We start from the raw sequence: 16629 nt of genomic DNA, 5'->3' as shown, positions 1-16629 counted from the left end.
CACTTAGATAATAAAAGGCTTCCTTCTTTTTTAATTACGCAGCTTTTTCTATTTTTGCGCTCACATTAATGGCTCCATAGTTCAAGGGATAGAATAGCGGTTTCCTAAACCGTAGATCCAGGTTCGAGTCCTGGTGGGGCTACAAAGCACTCTGATTATCAGGGTGCTTTTGTTTTTTGACACCGTAAATGACACCGCAAGTCAAGATTAAGTGGGTGATTATACAGCATTCATTCCGTTAGGATTATGGTTTTACCTATTGTTGAATGGATATGAACCATAAAAAGCAGTGTGCCACTTTTTTTTGTGTGTGACACACCCTTTTTAAGAAATTATTTTTTTATGACTTTTAAAATAGCTTTCTGGTTTCCTGATTGCAAATGAATAAAATAAACCCCCGGATTTGTGTTGATGTCTATATCGATTTCACTCTTGTCTTTAAATATAAATTTCTGGATTAAGTTGCCTCCTACATCATGTAGGCCCGAGACTGTTTTAGGATAATTATTTCCTAGGCTAATAGTTACTTTGCCTGTTGTAGGATTTGGATAAACAGCAGTTTCTGCTCCATAACTATTTTCTGAAATTTCTGTAAAAAAGATCTCAAAACAACCAGAAATATCCGTACAACCGTTTTCGGTAATTTCAACAGCATAGTTGCCATTTTTATTAGGAATGAAGGTCTGGTTAGTTTCTCCTATAATTGGAGCAAAACCATTGTCACAATTTAACCATTGATAGCTGGCATCTGTTGCCTGAGCAGTTAGTATATTTTCTTCCTTTATTATTCCGGTATTTACAGAATTAACGGTAAGATTTAATGTCACAGTACTATCACACCCGTTGACGGTCTGGAAAGTTTCGGTGTAAGTGCCACTTTTGAGTAGCTCCTGACTCCCAAAAGTATAGGGGAGCTCCCCATGGCAAGTAGTTACCTCTTCCGTTAAATTATATGCTGAGGCAATAGTTAAATCTAACTTTACAATACTGTCGGTTCCATTCGAAGTTTGGAATCTTTGGGTATATGTACCATTCTCAATCAGTTCTTGGTTCCCAAAGATGTAAGGTAATTGATTGGAACATACAGTCTCCGATGCATCCAAATTATAGATTGCTTCCGTATTATAAAAAATAAAGCTATTCCAGTAATCTGCGGATTGATAGGCAGACACTGAGCCCGTTGGTACATCGACCATGCAGCTTTCTATTGGAATACCGGTGAAAGTGCTTTCGTAAATGGTTGGTGGTGTTGGATTAGCGGACTTTATTAGTTCTATATTTTTACAACCACCGAAAGAATTGCTACCAATATTATTGAGAGTTCTAGTCATATATAGTTCAGTTAAGCCACTGCAATTATAAAAAGCTCTATCTCCAATAGAAGTAATCGTTTCAGGAAGCGTTAATTTTCCAGTAAATCCACTGCAACTATAAAAAGCATAATATCCAATAGAAGTTATTGTATTAGGTAGAGTTAATTCGCCAGTTAAGCCACTACAATCTTTAAAAACACTATGTCCAATAGATACTATTGATTCTGGCAGAGTTAGCTCACCAGTAAATCCACTGCAGCCTTGAAAAGCATAATCTCCAATTGAAGTTATTGTATTTGGTAAAGTTAAGCTTCCAGTTAAACCACTGCATTGATTAAAAACACTGTTTCCAATATATGATATTGAGTCTGGTAGAATTAAGTTACCTGTAAGGGAATTGCAATTTACAAAAGCGCTGTGACCAATTGATGTTATTGTATTAGGCAGATTTAATTCACCTGAAATGTTTTTACAGTTATAAAAAGCATAATCTCCAATTGATATTAATGTATTAGGGAAAGTTAACTCCCCAGAAAATCCACTGCAATTTTGAAAGGCATAATTCCCAATTGATGTTAATTTATTGGGAAGAGTAAGGTCATCTTTGAGATTTGTACAACCAGCGAAGGAATAATTGCCAATACTAAGTAAAGACTTTGGTAAGCCAATTGAATTTAATGTAAGTTTATCTTGAAACGCTTTTTCTGGAAATGTGTTGGAAGTGATGGAAACATCTGTGAGATCAAGAAAAGTAAGAGTTTTCATATTTGAATTCATATGATTGATGTCAATAGTATTAATGTTACCCGTGACTTTTAAGTGAGTAATAGAATCCAAAGGTCCTGCATTATTGTTTATGATGGTTGCCGCCATCGAGCCTGCTGTAGGAACATTAATCGTTACATGTTTATCAGTTGCAATAATAAAATTACTCCAATCTGGAGAATCGTTATATGCTGCAACTGAATTTGATGGAACAAATACAATTTTAAAAGAGGTATTCTTAAAGCTTGGGTAAAAAGTTGAATTATCAACACTTGGAGGTATTTCATTAGGACTATGAATAGATGATAGACCAGTACAACCCCTAAAAGCATTTTTTCCTATTGATGTAATTGAATTAGGAAGGGTAATGGAAGAAAGGGTGACTTTAGACTTGTTAGTTGATCTGTTATAAAATGAATAATCTGGCATTTGATTTGCAAAACCAGTCATATATGTATCAGTACCATAACTGCCTCTGTAATATTGGATGTTTGTTTTTTCTAAGTCAAGTATTGCCAACAAGGGCATATCATCCCGCATCGTTTTTACATCTCTCGCATCAATATTTCCTGTTACTGTGAGATTGGTTACTGTTGATAGCTCCGTTTCTGAAAGCAAGGTTTTAAGAGTTCCAGCTTGCTCCACATTAATTGTTTTGGAGGTTTGTGCATATGATATGCTTACGCACAGAAATAGAGCTAATAAGAAATAAAATTTTTTCATAATAAAATAAATAGTGATAATGTTTATAATTAATCGAAAATAACAGGAATTTTTTTAAAAATTCTATGATTGATGTATGATTTTCGTGATTAAGATCTAAGTTAATTTATGTTGGTCTGAATAAATGAGAGAGGCGAGTTAATTTAAAATTCCGTAAAACTTTATTTATTGAGGACTGAGAATATTCTAGGAAACAATAAAAAGTCCAAAAATAGGGGATTATTAAACTGGATTTATCCCATTCTCCTCAAGTCTCCTGTTTTGCCTGTGATTAACCCTTTTAAGCTTATTGTACTCTTTTTGTAGCTCCTTATATTCGTTTTTCAGGTCAAAATAGTCCCAATCCGGATACTTGAAAAAAGTCTCGAAATATTTAAGTAAATTGCATAGACCTGAAACTCTGTAATACAACGACCAATTCCCTTCAGATAGCATTAAATTTGAGATGTTACGGACGGTTCCATCGGGAGCAGCAATTTTGTAAATCACAGCATTGTTTCTGTCACCAGAAGGTTCGTTTATTGATAAAAGTTTCCAGCCGTTTTTCTCAAAGGAGTATGGGGCTAAACTTTCATCATAGAAATATTATTTATAGTGAATGAAATAATAATCATCGAAAAGTGATTTGGTCTTAGACGAGTACTCCTTTTTTACTGCAAATAGCGTTTTACTATTCTGTTTGAAAGCTGTTTCAATAGATGTTACTTCGATAAAACTATAATCTTCAAGAATTGCATGGTATGTAGTATCAAGGCTATTTGCCTCTTGATATTGCATGATAAAACCTTTTATGTTGTGATGTAAATAATCTTTATTTTTCCTCCCCTCCGTTAATCGTCCCCATAATCTCCTTAAAGCTATTAAGTCCCGATTCTATGCTTTCGATGATTTCATTGGCAAGTACGTCGGGATCCGGCAGATTGTCGAGATCGGAAAGGCTTTTGTCTTTGAGCCAGAAAATATCCAGATTGGTTTTATCCCGGGCAAGAATTTCGTTATAAGTGAATTTGCGCCATCTGCCATTGGGATTTTCTTCGCTCCATGTTTCACTGCGTTTATGTCGGTTTTCCGGATTGTAGAGTTTTACAAACTCTTCCAGATCCGCCGAAGTCATCGGTTTCTTTTTCAGGGTGTGGTGCACATTGGTGCGGTAATCGTAAAACCAGACTTCCCGGGTTTGAGCTTCTTTGCTGGCGGGCCTGTTTTCGAAAAACAGAACATTGGCTTTCACCCCATGGGCATAAAAAACACCGGTGGGTAACCGAAGGATGGTGTGCAGCTCGGTGGTTTTCATGAGCTGCTTTCGGATTTCCTCTCCGGCACCGCCCTCAAACAGCACATTGTCGGGCAAAACAACGGCGGCCTGACCAGTCACTTTCAGCATGTTTTTGATATGCTGCAGGAAGTTTAATTGTTTGTTGGAGGTGGTTTCCCAGAAATCCTGCCGGTTGTAACTCAAATCTTCCTTTTCAATTTCACCCTGATCATTGGTGATGGTCATGCTGCTTTTCTTCCCAAAAGGAGGATTGGTCAATACATAATCGAAGCGGTTACCATCGTCGGAAATAAGGGCGTCATTGGGCGAAATAAAGGTGTCTCCGTCTATTTCGCCGATGTTGTGCAGGTACATATTCATCAGGCACAAACGGCGCGTATTTGCCACAATTTCATTGCCGTGGAACGTCTCCTTTTTCAGAAATTCCTTTTCATCGCGATCCAGTGCATGGTTTTCTGTTATCCAGTCGTAAGCTGCCAGGAAGAAACCTCCCGTACCACAGGCCGGGTCGGCGATGGTCTTCAGGGGCGCCGGCTGCATACATTTCACCATGGTTTTGATGAGGGGACGGGGAGTGAAATACTGCCCCGCACCCGATTTGGTGTCTTCGGCATTTTTCTCCAGCAAACCTTCATAAATCCTGCCTTTGATGTCGGCACCCATCAGTGACCACTGTTCCTGATCAATGAGATTGATCACGCGCTTGAGCTTGGCCGGATCCTGTATTTTATTCTGGCTCTTTGTGAAAATCTGCCCCAGCATTCCCTTTTCGGTACTGAGACTGCGCAACAACTGGTTGTAGAAGGCTTCCAGTTCAGCTCCTCTTTTACCGACCAGCGTTTCCCAGTTACAGAAGTCGGCATCTTCTATTTCTTTTCCTTCCACATCTTTCAGCCGGGGAAACTTTAAACCTTTGTTGTACGGTGGCTTGTTCAGTTCGTCGGCCATTTTCAGAAAGAGCAGGTAAGTTATCTGCTCCAGATAATCGCCATAGCTCACACCGTCGTCACGCAGAACACCTGCGAGGTTCCATATCTTTGAAATGATTGCTGTATCAGTCATTGTTCAATCTCTTTATAGATTTATTTCTCATATTTCGGTTCTGTTGAAAAAATCAGCAGACCAATTTTTGCTTTCTTTTATTTAATTTCTTTTTGGCATTGCCCCAAAAAGAAAGAAAAAGGTCTAGTCCGTTTAAACCTATCCGCCCGCATCAGGCTTAATTTCCGGCTGGCCCGCAAGGCTTTGAAGTCGCCCACTAAGCCTTCTCGCCACCGCCGGCCCGGAAAAACGGACAGGCCTGCGCGCCTTTTGCCCAGTAAAACCTGATCAGGAATTAAATGTGACTTTGATCAGTAAAATGTTGATAATTTTCTTTTTCGAGGGTAAAGTTATTTAATGGTAAGCTTCAGAACCGGACACATTAAAAAAAATACTACTCATATTTTGCCATTTCTCTATATTTAGTTGTTTTTTAGTAAATTATGATTACTTCTTTTTCTCCTTTTTTATCCGCTCCAGCAACACACTCGCCGGCTCATAATCGGCTTCCTGTTTGCATTTCTCAATTTCTGCCTCACTCAGCAGCTTACCTTCAAAGGCCTTTTTCAGGATGCTTTGGCGAAGGGCTTCTGCTTTTTCTAACCCTTCAGTGATGCTTTGTTCCAGTTTGTCGCAAACAGAAAGGCGAGATTCGATTTCGCGGACGATTTGATGTTGTTCTTCTTTAGAGCAAAGTGGAATAGCGAAATCTCTCATTGCTTTTAAAGGGACATTCTTAATTGTGCTTCCTGTCGCATTCTTGAAGGCATAGTTTCTAAACTCAAGACTGTCTATTCGCCATCGAATAAATTGTTTGTCTAAAAGAGGTAATAGATTAAAATAGCAAGCACTTTTCCCCAGAATTACCTTTTCGTTGTTGTAGAAACTAGTGTTTCCTATCGTTCCATTGATGGATACTAAAACAGTATCGTTGTTTAAGTCGCGTTTGTGCTTGAGGTATTCAGATTTATCGACTCTTTTGGTGTTTTTTTTAATGCAAATATGCTTGCCGCCCAGGTTATTTCCGTTTATGAAATAGTGATCCCCATGGGTTGAATAAGAAGGGGTTCCATGTAACCCATCTCCAAGCTTGTAAGTTGCAAAATCTATATTAATATATTCCCATAAAACAGGAATTTTGGGTAGTATAGAGATGTCAATACTTAGTTCCTTGATCAAAGAAGTTGGCTTTTTAGGCTTCTTCCCTTCCTTCCCGTTTTCTTCCCATTCCTTTACAGCCTCTTTCCAATCTTCCACCTGCTTTTCATAAAACCTTTGACGCTCTTTCTTTAATTCATCCAGAAGCTCTTCGGCAGTGGGAAGATTAGTTTGTTTCTCCCTCCACTCCTTTGTAAACTCCCCCTCAAACGCCTTTTTAAGCACCGCCTGCCGGTAAACTTTCAGTTGTTCGCGGGCTTTCGTCAGGTCTTCAATGCCTTTGTCTAAGGAGGCAAAGAGGTTTTCTATTTTGGTAATGATGGCCCGTTGGATGGGGAGAGGAGGGAGGGGGAAAATTTGAGATTTGAGAACAGTTCCTGATATTGCTTTAAAGGTTGTACCTGTTCCTTGGTTATCTAATTTTTTCTCAATTGATTTTAGATAATGCCATACATAAGAGTTGGAATACTTGTATGTTATTGCTGCTAACCCTCTTCCTATTGCGCACTTTTGATCAGCAATATTGGTCGCTCCGACAGGGGCTCTTACTGAAATTAGTATATCATCTTTATTTGCAACTTTCTTGGGAGAAGTACACCATTTTTTAGCTATTGGATGTATTTCAGTAAATTCTGCTTTTCCTTGAAAGAATGGCAATCCATTCTTGTCTGTGTTATATGTTTCAGAGGGAGGAGATTGACCCATTTTTACATTACAAATTTCTCCTAACTTAACTTCAACCCAATCCTCTTTCATAATTATTCGACTTATCTGGCAATATTTTTCAATTCACATTCACAAAAAAAAAGGGTGTCCAAAGAGGTTCCATCATTGTTGTCGCTGGTCGTAGCAAATGAATCCTGTGTTTCGACAATGAGATTCTTCACTGCGTTCAGAATGACGTGGAACAATTGTTTTCCAGACTTTCGGGACAGTCTCTTCTATTCATTGTTTCCAAGGTTGAAAACTTTGTCTTCCGTAATTATCTCCGCCAGGTTTATGGCAGGCAAATGGAACCGGTTAAATTTCGTGTTTTCGGTTTTTGCATGAAGAATGCCGCGGACGGTACCAACGGTAATAGCTCCCAAATGCTGCAACAAACCTTTGGGTACTGAAAGTGCATTTTTTTCTTTATTTACCAACATACTCCATGAATCAGGTTGGATGTTAAAATGACACCCGGCCTCTACTACTAAAAAGGGCCTCCCGTCACAGTCGAACCTAAAATGGCCCAAAATGCCAATCAGCATTTTTTGAGCGTCGGAAGCAAAATGAAAATTCACCCTTAACTTAGGTTTGGTGCCTTCGCTAAAATTGGTCTCAATAACAGCAAATTGCTCGGTGGTAATCTTGGCAAGCGCAAAGCCAATTTCGTTTACTTGATCATTATCCATTGGTCTCGTTTGGTTTGGTATAGTTGGTATCAGATTCAAAAACTTTGTATGCGAACGAAGATGCCTGGTTGTAAAATAAAAGGTCATCCATTTCCCCATCTTCGACAGAAACATCGAATGTTCTTTCTGAAACAGGAATTTCAATTAAAGTTATCCCCAGCACTTCCTCAATTTTCCCAATGGTTTCAAGGGTGAGGTTTTCTTTTCCTTTTACCACTTTGTTGATATATTGAGCAGAAACGCCCAGCCTCTCTGCCAGCATTTTCTGAGTCATACCGTTAATGGGTTTTTGACGTCGAATTTCGCGCAAAATAAGCACGGCAATTTGAAACGACCGTTTGGTCCAGACTCTGTTTTCCTTTCTCTGCCTGGCTTTTTCCATCCAACCTGATTGATGTTTCTCCTCAATGGCCAATATTTTATCCAGTGCTTTTGACATGTTTTTGTAAGCTTAAAATTCTACTTCTTCAACGATTGTATCTGCAGTAATAATACCCTGTGTTATCAAATAATCTCTACAACTCTTTATTTTCCTCAGTTCCATATTTGTATGCTTGCTGTCCTGCATTGCCTTAGTTAATTTAATTGCTCCTCCTGTTACAATAAAAACATCCCCATCTAATTTTAATGCGTAAAGACGAAGCCAGTTAAAAAAGGCTTTATGTTGAGAAATTATTTCACCTGACTCTTTGATTTTGTGCAAAGGGATAAAAAAATCATCTAACTCCCTAACTAATTCATTTCTGCTATATTTACTGTTGAGGTCTTCAAACTGTCGTTCAAATTCTTCCACATAGAAAAGGGTTTTAGTAATTGCAGTTTCAACATCCATATTCCCCCAAAATTCACCTGACAAGTGCATTTTATTTTTTTCGAAAAAAGAATCCAAATACTCAGGGTCATTCCAAACTGAAAAAACCCGATGAAATTCATCCTTCTTTTCACCTGTATATTGAATTGCTTTAAAGTTCTTGCCGAATATAGGAACAATTTTCATAAAATCAACTCACAGGTTTATTTTTAACATTTTCGTCAAAGGAATGGTTCATTTACTAATAGTCCGCTAAACTTTTTCAAGAGCCGTTGAATCAGTTGTTTGATTGAACAGGTGGTTTGTGTTAAGATGGAAATTTTCAGCATTATATGATTTCTCTTAAATCTAAGTAGAATCATAAACCATTTAAAATGTGTTTTATATAATTTTCTTAGTTTTTTAAATATGCCGCAAAAAGAATCAAAATTTCTTATAGGCGAAAGTTTCCAGCTTCTAACTTCCAGCCTCCGGCTTCCGGCTGCCGCGCGGCCGGGCTACTTATATCTATCCCGAAGCATCGGGACTAACGGTCTGTTGTTTAAGCCACCAATATTTTATTAAGTTCGTCGATCAGGTCATTCATTTCATTGCCAAAGAGCTGATACATTTTGCCACGTCCTCCCCGGGAATCAAAAGGCGTATAATCCAGGTCGTCCATATCAATATGATAACTGCTCAACACATGGTCTTTAATCATGCGCAGCCACTCCATCTGATCGGGCGTAAAACGGTTATGCTTTCCGGCGTTTTGTTTAAAAATCCAGTCCTGAAAATTTTCATTGATGGTTTTATCAAACGGCTTCAATTGTTTATCGATGCCACAGGCTCGTCGAATCAACGAAACCAGCGCTGTTAGCTCATCTTTGGGTTGGTTGCTTTTAACCTTTTCGATGGTGGCATAAGCATTCCAGACATAATCGGGAGCCAGTTTGGGTTTTTCCAGCCGGATCTTTTCCATCACCTCTTTGATCATTTTGAAAGTAATGTCCCGGCGCTGGTAAGGTTGGTTGTAAAATATGCTCAGCGCTCTGATTTCATCTTTATGCGCTTTCAGGTATTCCGAAAAATCATGAACGGTTTCTTTGGCTTTGTCGATGGTGAAATGGTCCCACCCCGAGTTTACAACCGAATCAATGTTGATGTGATCAATGATTTGTTCATGCTCCTGTCTTACATTTTCCAGATATTCATTCAACTCTCCGTTGAAAGTACTTGCAGCCTCACGTATCAGCTCCTGATGCGCTTCTTTCCTGGCCCCTTCTTCTTTTGAGGGAGTCCTTTCTTCAATTGGGGTTTGTGATATTTTTTCCTGAGTTCGTTCTTTAATGGTGTCCGGGTCAAAAGCATTAATCAGTTCCTTAGCCATCTGTTTTAGGTTCTTACCCCCTGAATGTTCCAGCAGCTTTTCCTTTTCTTTTGGCGTGATTTGTTTTTCAAGCCGGATAAGCCGGTTGGAAAGAGACAGGAACAGGTCTTCTTCTTCAACGCCCATGGTGATCGCCCCCAGGAGGTCTTTCATTTTGACAGATGGTTTTCGCTCAAGGGGGCGGCTGTCTGTCTTCTTGGACCTGGTGGCACCGATGGCATCCACAATCACAAAATGCGTTTTGGTATTGGCCATGCGGGTTACCTGCATCAGTTTATCATTATCAATAGTGCGGGTTCCGCGCCCTTTCATCTGTTCAAAGTAGTTGGTGCTTTTTACATCGCGCATAAACAACAATACCTCCAGCGGTTTCACATCCGTTCCTGTGGCAATCATATCAACCGTTACGGCAATGCGGGGATAGTAAGAATTCCGGAAACGATTCAATACCGACTTTGGATCCTCGTCAATCCGGTAAGTAACCTTCTTGCAGAAGTCGTTCCCTTCATTAAATTCCTCTCTGATGATCCGGATGATATCATCTGCATGACTGTCAGTTTTGGCAAATACCAATGTCTTGGGCACTTCGTATTCACCGTTTTCATTGAATCTTTTTGGGAATATCTCAGTCTGTAAAGCTCTTTTATATTCGCGAATGATATTTCTGATCTGGCTGGGGTTAACGACTTTTCTGTCCAGATCGTTTTTCGAGTATTCGGTATCTTCATCCTCTTGCTGCCAGCGTTTCTCTCTGGTTAGTTTGTCCCGGCGGTCAACAAACCAACCTGCCTGAACAACCTCTCCTTTATTGCTGATGTCGGTTTCAATGGAGTAAACATCATAAGGCACGTTGACACCATCGGTGACCGATTGCTCATACGTGTACTGACTTACCACATTTTCATTGAAGAAACCAAATGTTCGCTTGTCAGGTGTGGCTGTCAGACCAACCAGAAACGCATCAAAATAATCCAGCACCTGCTTCCAAAGGTTGTAAATGGACCGGTGACACTCATCGATTACAATGAAATCAAACTTTTCGATGGGAACTTTTTCGGAGTATTCAACCGGCACGGCCTTTCTTTTGCCCAACTGTTTTTGCATCCAGGTGCTTTCGTTGGGGTTGCTTTCTTCAGCAGTTTCATCCAGCTCTTCGCCTTTGAGAATAGAGTACAACCGCTGAATGGTTGAAATACAAACCTGGCTGTCAGAAGAAATATAGCTGGACGCCAGTCTTTGTACGGTGTATAGTTCTGTGAACTTCCGGTTGTCATCTACCGGCTGAAATGTCATGAATTCCTGTTCGGCCTGCTCACCAAGGTTTTTCGTGTCCACCAGAAATAAAACCCTTTTGGCATCGGCAAATTTCAGCAAGCGGTAAATAAAAGTGGCAGCAGTGAAGGTTTTTCCTGCACCGGTTGCCATTTGTATTAAGGCACGTGGCCGGTTATTCCTGAAAGAGTCTTCAAGTTTTTCAATCGCTTTGACCTGAGCCCTCCGAAGTCCTGTGGTATCAAGTGATGGCAGGCCATTTAATGCGGTTCTGAGGCTTTTGCCCTTTTTCAACCATTCGCGGATGGTCTCCGGTCTGTGGAAACTGAAAACATTTCTACCCCTGGGTTTGGGATCCCTGTAATCGGTAAACCGGGTTACGACACCCGTACTTTCATATACAAATGGTAGCGGATCGTTGTTGAGATACTTTAGCGTTGCTTCCGCATATCCTTTGGATTGATCTTCGACGACTGTTAAACGATGCCCTTCTTCTTCTCTCTTTGCCTCAATTATTCCGGCGGGTTTCCGGTCAACAAACAATACATAATCTGCCGGTCCCACGTCTGTCTGGTACTCCCTGACAGCCACCCCGCTGCCGGCCCAAAGATCTACCTTGTGTTTTGATTGCACTATCCACCCGGCATCTGTTAGTGTGGTATCAATCTTATCTCTTGCAATCTGTTCGGGATTCTGGTTGAGTTTGGCAGACATGAGCTTAAATAATCGAATTTTTAGTAATTAATTCCGAAAGATACAATTTTCGTTTTTTTAAACCTTGTCAGGTAAGGGAAATTTGAAAAGTACATCGGGGGTTTGTGTTAACACATCTTTACACTCCTGCCGCCCCGCCACCGCCGCCTGCCGCCTCATCACCTGCTCCTGTCGCAACAATTGTTGCCCCTGCCACCTGATCATGTGCTCCTGCCGGATCAGCACACTCTCCTGCCGCCGGAGGGGCATCTCCTGCCGGTGCATTATCGTCTCCTGCCGGTGCATTACCTTCTCCTGCCGGGTGAACTGTGCTCTCCTGCCGGGCAGGAAGGCGCAATTCCCCGGCAGGGAGGTGCAATTCACCGGCAGGGAGGTGCAATTCACTGGCAGGGAGGTGCAATTCACCGGCAGGGGCAAACAAAAAGGGTCCCGGAAGCTCCGGAACCCTTAATGCTGATAGAAAATCTAACGATTAAAACAAGCTTAATGCTTCTGATTATAGCGGCTATAATAACCTTGCAGTCTGTCTTTGTCTTTTCGGAAGACATATTTGCCGCAGTCTTTAACTTCATCCACGGCCTGCTTAAGAAGTGTGTACATTTGGTCACGCAACTCCTTTGTTTTATTGTCTGCGTATTTTTCCCCATTGGCACGGGCTCTTAAGTCCGCCATTTCATCTGAGAGTTGGGCGCCTTTTTGCCAGAATGATTCATCTACTCCTATGGCCTGCATGGCTTCGGGATTGGAACGGGCCAATACCGCTGAATCATTCAGATCCTGGATCATGTCGGCGTGGCCGCTCCCATCGGCAATCTTAGATACATTCATCAACAGGGACTCATTTTTCCGGAAGGCATAGCGCAGGGTGTCTATCATATCGTCGCGATACTCATAAGCCAGGGGCGCTTTTAGTTTCCACTCTTTTTCGGCGTCCTTTTGGTCGCGCCTTTCTTCTGCCCACATCGACTGTACTTCCCTGAGCGCTCCTGCGCGTGCAGGGATATCGGTCACATAATGTTCAGACAGTCCGGAAGCAGCCAGTTGTGCCAGATCTTTGGTGGCCCAGCGTGCCAGGTCTTCGGCTTCCTGGACATAAATGCCTGCCGGCATGTAAGGAGTTTGAATTTGGTCGCCTGAAATGGCTTTTGCATCGGCCAGTTTGGCCTGGTAGTCCTGAGAATTTGACATAACAAAAAATTTTTTTTAAAAAACCTCAACCCTTCCGGCTCATCACCAGAGAGCTGAACGTTTTTCATTTCAGCTATGCCATAATTCAGGGTAGGAAAAGAGACGGTGGGCATTTTGGAATTTTAGGATTAATAAATAAAAGATTTTCGTTTGCAAATCAATTCCTATTCCTGATAAATGTCAATAAAACTTTGACTAATGACGTTGATTGTTTGGCAAAAGTGATTGATGTCAGGTTGTTAAGGAGCTGCTGAAAAACACTTATATTTCTACGCATCAGCACATTGGGGGTTATTTAACAAGAATGAGGTGCAAGGATGTTTGTTTGGAATCACAATTAGCTTTGTACTTGGGGAATTCTTTAGGATAAAATTTTAGTAGTTTTTGTTCTGAAAGATTGTTTAAAAACAGCTACATGATGCATACAATACTAATCCATTACGTCCCTGATAAGGGGCAAATTTAGATAACCCCGGGCAGATAAGCCCGGGGAGTAGAGTTCGGAGTTGCAGGGTCCCTGACAGGGGGCCAACTATTCCGGGTATTTTAATGAATTATGAAATGTTGGCCTCTTTCAGAGACCAATTATATCCTTATTTTCAACCCCGGGCAGGTGTACCCGGGGTTATTTTAATTTGCCCCCCTGCCTGCCGGCAGGCAGGGGGCAAAATGGATTCTGAATCAAATGTTTAATGCCAAAAAAAAGGTTGTGCAATCTCTTGTGAGATTGCACAACCTTTTAAAATAAAAACCTTTTATCTGTTATTGCCTGGTAACTGTTAAAACAGCCTGGTCATTCCCCGCAGAAAGATCCACAACCAAAACATAAGTTGCACCCGCTTCCAGCTCCGAAACAAGCCCAAGGTTACCGGGGTCACGATCATTTTCTCCGTTTCCAATGAAAATAATGTCGCTTTCAGTTGAAATAGATTCGTTTGTAAATTCGCCTCCCCAGCCTTTCTGGTGGAAGAATTTGAAGTTAATCTCGCTTGCTCTGATTGATTCACCTGCAACCACCGTAAGCTGGTATTGCTTGTTACCAACAGGGGCCATGCACAGCGCGTTATCCGGATTCCATCCTACCTCATTTCCATCCACAGAGGGTTTTCCAACATCGGTACCAATCACCCAAATAGCACCTGTTCCGTCTTCATTCAGTGAAGCTGGTGAATTTCCGTCAAGTGCTTCTGCCTTGAAATAATTCATGGACAGATTCGCAGTAACCCTGTATTTCCCGTCAATTGGAACAAAGTTATACATGCCAACTTCTTGTTGGTCCAGGTAATCTGCATCAATCCACCATTGATCAAGATTTCCGAGTCCTTCTATTTGAATTTCCTGCCCCTGGGTCAGATCAACGTCGATTTGGTAATTCTCCTTATCAATCATGTTCATTTTCTGCCCGTTGAACAAGATTTCGAAAAATGGTCCGGCTTCGTAATTTAGTGTATTAAAGGTTACGGAATATGTACCCGATACCGGACTCACGAAAGGAATATAATCTGTTGAGCCTTTGGTGATTTCACCGGCATCCCAACCGAAGACCATTTCATTGCCTTTGTCATCGACAACCGGGGTTTTAATATAAGCCGATAGATCGGTAGAAGGGAAAGCTTCTGTTGCAGCATACTCATTAGATTCTCCTGTAGGAACCATCGGATAGGAACCATCTTCGGTCACCAAAATCAGATAGGGATATTCAGCACGCGTAACAGGCACATCAAAGGTTTGTGTAACACTGTTGAGCGTTGTGTTTACCAATTCAAATTCCAGTGTGGCAGTCCCATCCGGGATATTTTGTTCAAAAGGAACATGAATGGTTCCTGAATATTCCCCGTTTTCTTTGGTGCGAATCTCAGTTCTCGAAACCTCTTCCTCTCCAAAATACAAAACTGCCGTTAATGTTGACAGAGGCGTCTGGTCGCTTACTGTTGCAGTGAATGGAAGATCGTCGCCAAAATGAACGTTGGCAAACTGATCATCAATTTCTAAAACGGGATTGCCTTCCGGCTGGATTTCGGTAGCCTCGTCTTCTGTGCAGGAAAAAGCTACCAACCCCATTAAACCGAGTATTAAATATTTTATTTTCTTCATTGCGTTTGGTTTTATTTTTTCCATCGATAAGAAATAACTGATTTAGCAGGAACTTCGTAACTAAAATGATTGTTGCCATCATCGATGGTGATCAATTTTGAAGAAGCATTGCTGTTAAGTAAAACAAAAGCATATGTGCCGTCGGTGTTTTCAAATGCTGAGTAATAATACCCCGGGTCTGAAAATCCGGAAGTGCCGATACGAACGGCTCCGGGTTTAACAACCGACGCCAGATGACTGATAATGTAATAATGTGAATTTCGCGTTAAAGATGAATAGTTCGATTTGTCAATATCCACAGCTCCATAGCAAGTCTGGCAACCTCCCTCGCGGTTGGGGCCACGCTCGCTGTCAAGCATAAGGTTCCAGACAATAACACCTTTGCACCAGTTATTAACCGTACCCAGAGCAACTTCACGCATATCCTCAATTAAACGCACTTCCAGATTCCGGCCGTCGTTCCACGTCCCAATGGAAGTTTCAGTGAAAATCAGTTCACGGTTGGGATATTTGTTGTGAATATCCAATAATTCGCTTTTATTACCTCCATAATTGTGATAGGCTGCACCAACTACTACTTCTTCATCAATTCCCGCATCGTAAATTTTCACCGGATAATCTTCCTGGTCGGCCATGTCGTCGTAGTTGTAATTATGGTCGAACAGATAAATTTTGGTGGTAAATGATGCTTCCTTAAACTGAGGCACCAAATGGTTTTTAACAAAATCGAGTTGTTCTTGCCAGCCCATAAAAAGGGATGCAGAATTTCCACGGTTCAACGGTTCGTTTTGTGGCGTAACCGAGAAAATGTCAATCCCCTGCTGTTCGAACGCCTGAATCCATTTCACAAAATAGGTGGCATAATCGGCATAATAAGCCGGGTTCAGATGGCCGCTGGTCCACGAGTTGTATGGTTCCAAATCCTCAAGATTATTCACTTTCATCCAGCGTGGAGGCGTCCACGGCGATCCAAGAATTTTAATGTTCGGATTAATTTCCAGAATTTCTTTCAGAATAGGAATCACGTACTCTGTTTCTTCTGATGTTAAGCCGAAATTTTCAATTCCCGGAGTGTCACAACAGGTGTATTCGCTGAGCGAAAAGTCGGAACAACCGATGGCTATCCGAATATAGCTGTGTCCCATCCCTTCGGAGTCCGAAAAAGTTTGTTTTAAAAACGCAGTCCGGTCTTTCTGTGTCATCTGCATTAAATTGTAGCATGATGAACCGGTCAGAGCCGCTCCAAAACCATCCATTGTCTGGTACTGTGTTTCTGGTTCCAGTTTGATGGTAGTTGGTGACATATTGCTTTTATCGCTGAAATCGGCAGCTTGCTGGTTTAAATCCTGCGACCGTGTATTTGTGGTAATGTACATGGTCACATCTCCGGTTTCAGGCACTTCAATTTCCTCCTTTTCATCCGGAGCGTCTACTTCTTCTTTCTGACAGGCGGCACAGCTAAACCAGAAAATCCCCATCAATGCTATTGTCAAAATGTGTAATCCCCTCAT

At 41.2% G+C, this 16629-nt stretch carries 12 protein-coding genes and 1 tRNA gene; 1 reads left to right on the top strand and 12 read right to left on the bottom strand.

Features of this window, described 5'->3' with window-relative positions; genetic code table 11:
- Positions 1-70: 70 nt before the first annotated feature.
- A tRNA-Arg gene (locus tag DDZ16_RS09110) sits at positions 71-142 on the top strand.
- Positions 143-332: 190 nt separating this feature from the next.
- Here DDZ16_RS09110 and DDZ16_RS09105 read toward each other — a convergent pair.
- The 12 genes from DDZ16_RS09105 to DDZ16_RS09045 form a co-directional block, all read right to left on the bottom strand.
- Positions 333-2801: a leucine-rich repeat domain-containing protein gene (locus DDZ16_RS09105; protein ID WP_109264142.1), complete on the bottom strand. Its 2469-nt coding sequence runs from the start codon at positions 2799-2801 to the stop codon at positions 333-335.
- A gap of 222 nt (positions 2802-3023) precedes the next feature.
- Positions 3024-3290 carry a hypothetical protein gene (locus tag DDZ16_RS09100; protein WP_146192221.1) on the bottom strand — a complete coding sequence of 89 codons (267 nt, stop codon included), beginning with the start codon at positions 3288-3290 and terminating at the stop codon, positions 3024-3026.
- Between the two features lie 322 nt (positions 3291-3612).
- A complete protein-coding gene (locus tag DDZ16_RS09090; RefSeq protein WP_109264139.1) occupies positions 3613-5139 on the bottom strand; it encodes a class I SAM-dependent DNA methyltransferase in 1527 nt (508 codons plus the stop codon).
- Positions 5140-5565: 426 nt separating this feature from the next.
- Complete coding sequence (locus tag DDZ16_RS09085; protein ID WP_109264138.1) at positions 5566-7032, bottom strand: restriction endonuclease subunit S; 1467 nt, start codon at positions 7030-7032, stop codon at positions 5566-5568.
- A 185-nt stretch (positions 7033-7217) separates the two neighbouring features.
- On the bottom strand, positions 7218-7670 hold the full coding sequence (locus tag DDZ16_RS09080) for a hypothetical protein (RefSeq protein WP_109264137.1): 453 nt from the start codon (positions 7668-7670) through the stop codon (positions 7218-7220).
- Positions 7663-8109, bottom strand: a complete 447-nt coding sequence (locus DDZ16_RS09075) for a helix-turn-helix domain-containing protein (RefSeq protein WP_109264136.1) — start codon at positions 8107-8109, stop codon at positions 7663-7665. The genes DDZ16_RS09080 and DDZ16_RS09075 overlap by 8 nt, the downstream gene beginning before the upstream one ends.
- 12 nt (positions 8110-8121) lie before the next feature.
- Positions 8122-8667: a hypothetical protein gene (locus tag DDZ16_RS09070; RefSeq protein ID WP_109264135.1), complete on the bottom strand. Its 546-nt coding sequence runs from the start codon at positions 8665-8667 to the stop codon at positions 8122-8124.
- Positions 8668-9022: 355 nt separating this feature from the next.
- Positions 9023-11836, bottom strand: a complete 2814-nt coding sequence (locus DDZ16_RS09065; protein ID WP_109264134.1) for a type I restriction endonuclease subunit R — start codon at positions 11834-11836, stop codon at positions 9023-9025.
- A 118-nt stretch (positions 11837-11954) separates the two neighbouring features.
- The gene (locus DDZ16_RS09060; RefSeq protein WP_109264133.1) at positions 11955-12257 is read right to left on the bottom strand and encodes a hypothetical protein; all 303 of its coding nucleotides are present in this window, start codon (positions 12255-12257) and stop codon (positions 11955-11957) included.
- A 62-nt stretch (positions 12258-12319) separates the two neighbouring features.
- Complete coding sequence (locus DDZ16_RS09055; RefSeq protein WP_109264132.1) at positions 12320-13024, bottom strand: hypothetical protein; 705 nt, start codon at positions 13022-13024, stop codon at positions 12320-12322.
- 762 nt (positions 13025-13786) lie between these two features.
- The gene (locus DDZ16_RS09050) at positions 13787-15118 is read right to left on the bottom strand and encodes a DUF5125 domain-containing protein (RefSeq protein ID WP_109264296.1); all 1332 of its coding nucleotides are present in this window, start codon (positions 15116-15118) and stop codon (positions 13787-13789) included.
- Between the two features lie 11 nt (positions 15119-15129).
- A complete protein-coding gene (locus DDZ16_RS09045; RefSeq protein WP_232526596.1) occupies positions 15130-16629 on the bottom strand; it encodes a glycoside hydrolase family 30 protein in 1500 nt (499 codons plus the stop codon).

It is taken from the genome of Marinilabilia rubra (genome assembly GCF_003121985.1).
GTDB classification, from domain to species: Bacteria; Bacteroidota; Bacteroidia; order Bacteroidales; family Marinilabiliaceae; genus Marinilabilia; species Marinilabilia rubra.
Note: the sequence above shows the minus strand (reverse complement) of the source record. Positions and strands in the feature narration are given on the sequence as shown.

What these genes read in the sequence shown, in the direction of transcription:
- DDZ16_RS09105 (WP_109264142.1), bottom strand. Translation starts at nt 2,801, where the DNA reads ATGAAAAAATTTTATTTCTTATTAGCTCTATTTCTGTGCGTAAGCATA.
- DDZ16_RS09090 (WP_109264139.1), bottom strand. Translation starts at nt 5,139, where the DNA reads ATGACTGATACAGCAATCATTTCAAAGATATGGAACCTCGCAGGTGTT.
- DDZ16_RS09085 (WP_109264138.1), bottom strand. Translation starts at nt 7,032, where the DNA reads ATGAAAGAGGATTGGGTTGAAGTTAAGTTAGGAGAAATTTGTAATGTA.
- DDZ16_RS09080 (WP_109264137.1), bottom strand. Translation starts at nt 7,670, where the DNA reads ATGGATAATGATCAAGTAAACGAAATTGGCTTTGCGCTTGCCAAGATT.
- DDZ16_RS09075 (WP_109264136.1), bottom strand. Translation starts at nt 8,109, where the DNA reads ATGTCAAAAGCACTGGATAAAATATTGGCCATTGAGGAGAAACATCAA.
- DDZ16_RS09070 (WP_109264135.1), bottom strand. Translation starts at nt 8,667, where the DNA reads ATGAAAATTGTTCCTATATTCGGCAAGAACTTTAAAGCAATTCAATAT.
- DDZ16_RS09065 (WP_109264134.1), bottom strand. Translation starts at nt 11,836, where the DNA reads ATGTCTGCCAAACTCAACCAGAATCCCGAACAGATTGCAAGAGATAAG.
- DDZ16_RS09055 (WP_109264132.1), bottom strand. Translation starts at nt 13,024, where the DNA reads ATGTCAAATTCTCAGGACTACCAGGCCAAACTGGCCGATGCAAAAGCC.
- DDZ16_RS09050 (WP_109264296.1), bottom strand. Translation starts at nt 15,118, where the DNA reads ATGAAGAAAATAAAATATTTAATACTCGGTTTAATGGGGTTGGTAGCT.
- DDZ16_RS09045 (WP_232526596.1), bottom strand. Translation starts at nt 16,629, where the DNA reads ATGAGGGGATTACACATTTTGACAATAGCATTGATGGGGATTTTCTGG.